Consider the following 1923-nt stretch of genomic DNA (forward strand, 5'->3'; position numbering starts at 1 on the left):
CAGGCTGACCAAGGCGCTTGCGCTTTTCTCAGCTGATGCTTTCGATTTCAACCTGGTTTACTCCCTCTAGCTCAGAAACAGCAGCATATACATCGGTTGTTTTATCACGGTAATCGACAGCGACTAATATTTGAACTAAATGATCCCCATTGTCTAAATCTTTAATGCGCAGCCTGCGGATACTGTATTTTTTCTCCATTAGGAAGGTAATGGTTTTATCGATTTTTGATTTATCGCGAATTAACAGTTGAAGCATTATTTCTTTTTCCCGCAATTGTTTTGGCCCAAAAAGCTTCATTACAAATGGAATTAGTTCGACACTGATGATTAATAGAACAACACCAGTAAATGCTTCTAAATAAAAACCCGCACCCACAGCAATTCCAATGCCGGCGGCCCCCCAAATCATCGCAGCTGTCGTCAGACCAGAAATACTGTCATTCCCCCGTCTTAATATGACACCAGCACCGAGAAAACCAATCCCTGATACAATTTGCGCCGCAAGCCTTAGCGGGTCCATCTGAATTTTAACTTTATCAGAATTAGGAAAAAAGTAAGCAGATTGAATGGAAACAATCGTCAAAAGGCAGCTGACCACTGAAATCACCAGACTGGTTTTTAGTCCGACAGGCTTTCGCTTTAATTCGCGTTCAAACCCAATAATAAGTCCGAAAACAGCGGATATTCCTAGTTTTATTAAAATATCGGTATCAGTATTATTCATATGTATTCACGTCCAATTTCTTAAAGTAAGCTCGTAATATTGGTAAATAACAAGAAAATCATTTACGATAAGAAATGAATTCTACCTTAGATTGTACACATAAAGGAGTCAGTTATGGAAGAACCAAAAATAAATCCGTATCTGGTTTTAACACTTGGAGTTCTATCAGTATCTGCATCTGCCATTTTTGTTAAGTTATGCACAGCACCTTCAGGGATTATAGCTTTTTATCGCCTTTTTTTCACGGTTATTTTCATGCTTCCGCTATTTTTGAAAAAGCAGCATATGCGTGAGATGAGGTTGATTACCAAAAAAGATTGGTTATTTTCTGCCGTGGCAGGGATCTTGCTTGCTTTTCATTTTATTCTTTGGTTCGAGTCGTTAAACTACACTTCGGTTGCAAGTTCTACTGTTCTCGTAACGTTGCAGCCGATATTTGCATTCGTAGGAACTTTCATTTTCTTTAAAGAGAAATTATCATTCAAAGCTATTAGCAGCGGTATAATCGCTGTGGCAGGAAGTGTTGTAATTAGCTGGGGAGATTTTCACATCAGCGGAACGGCGTTATTTGGAGACTTCCTTGCTCTTGTTGCTTGTGCCTTTGTCACAGGGTATTTATTACTCGGCCAAACAGTTAGAAAAAGAATATCACTAATTACATACACGTTTATTGTTTATTTTATGAGTACAATTACTCTATTTATTTATGCTTTAGCAGCAAAGGAATCCATAATTCCACGCCAAGCAAGTGATTGGATATATTTTGTTTTACTGGCGCTGTTTCCAAACTTACTCGGCCATTCGTTATTTAATTGGACAATAAAATGGCTGAGTGCTTCAACCATATCGATGGCCATTTTATTTGAACCGGTTGGTGCAACAATTCTTGCCTACTTATTATTAAATGAACGTGTAGTCTGGTCGCAAATTTTGGGAGGCTTAATTGTGATTGCTGGTATTTTATTGTTTGTAATAGATGATAGGAAATTAAAAATAAAAGCGGAAATAAAAAGCCAAACGTAAGTTTTAGAAAAAAATATAAAAAATATATTGCAAACATTTATTAATCATGGTATATTAAATCTCGTCCTCTTCAAGAGTGTGAAACAGCAAAAAAAGTTTTTCAAAAAGCTATTGACACTCAAGAGATGGATGTGATATATTAAAGAAGCTGCTTTTAAAGCGGTGATAGAAAATAG

The 1923-nt window shown here is 36.8% G+C and carries 2 protein-coding genes; one reads left to right on the forward strand and one right to left on the reverse strand.

Annotated features, from left to right (window positions below; all coding sequences use genetic code 11):
- Window positions 1-28 precede the first annotated feature (28 nt).
- Window positions 29-724, reverse strand: coding sequence for an MgtC/SapB family protein (locus BFU02S_RS15720; RefSeq protein ID WP_066372721.1), 696 nt, complete (start codon window positions 722-724; stop codon window positions 29-31).
- Window positions 725-838: 114 nt separating this feature from the next.
- On the opposite strand from BFU02S_RS15720, the gene BFU02S_RS15725 reads away from it, so the two are divergent.
- Entirely contained in the window at window positions 839-1747 is a 909-nt protein-coding gene (locus BFU02S_RS15725) for a DMT family transporter (RefSeq protein ID WP_066372723.1), read from the forward strand.
- The last annotated feature ends 176 nt before the right edge of the window (window positions 1748-1923 follow it).

Origin of the sequence: Neobacillus fumarioli NBRC 102428, from assembly GCF_001591485.1 — a bacterium.
In the GTDB taxonomy this organism is placed as follows: Bacteria; Bacillota; Bacilli; order Bacillales; family Cytobacillaceae; genus Neobacillus; species Neobacillus fumarioli.

Excerpts from the sequence above, each read along its gene's own strand:
- BFU02S_RS15720 (WP_066372721.1), bottom strand. The coding sequence starts at position 724 with ATGAATAATACTGATACCGATATTTTAATAAAACTAGGAATATCCGCT.
- BFU02S_RS15725 (WP_066372723.1), top strand. The coding sequence starts at position 839 with ATGGAAGAACCAAAAATAAATCCGTATCTGGTTTTAACACTTGGAGTT.